We start from the raw sequence: 229 nt of genomic DNA on the forward strand, positions 1-229 counted from the left end.
GAAGTCGCCGTCCGGGCCACCAGGATTGTGCGAGGCCGAGAGGATGATACCACCGAAGGCTTTGCGCGCGCGAATGACGCAGGAGGCGGCGGGCGTCGACAGCAGGCCGCCCTGCCCCACGAGGATGCGGGCAAAGCCGTGCGCCGCGGTCATCTTGATGATGGTCTGGATTGCCTCGCGATTGAAGTAACGGCCATCGCCGCCGACGACCAAAGTTTCGCCGGATACG

1 pseudogene is annotated in these 229 nt (G+C 65.5%); it reads right to left on the bottom strand.

Annotation, left to right across the window (positions count from 1 at the left end):
* Positions 1-229, bottom strand: a pseudogene (locus GSQ79_RS18005) (alpha-D-glucose phosphate-specific phosphoglucomutase); the annotation flags it as partial.

The organism is Beijerinckia sp. L45, assembly GCF_009765775.1.
Classification (GTDB): Bacteria; Pseudomonadota; Alphaproteobacteria; order Rhizobiales; family Beijerinckiaceae; genus RH-AL1.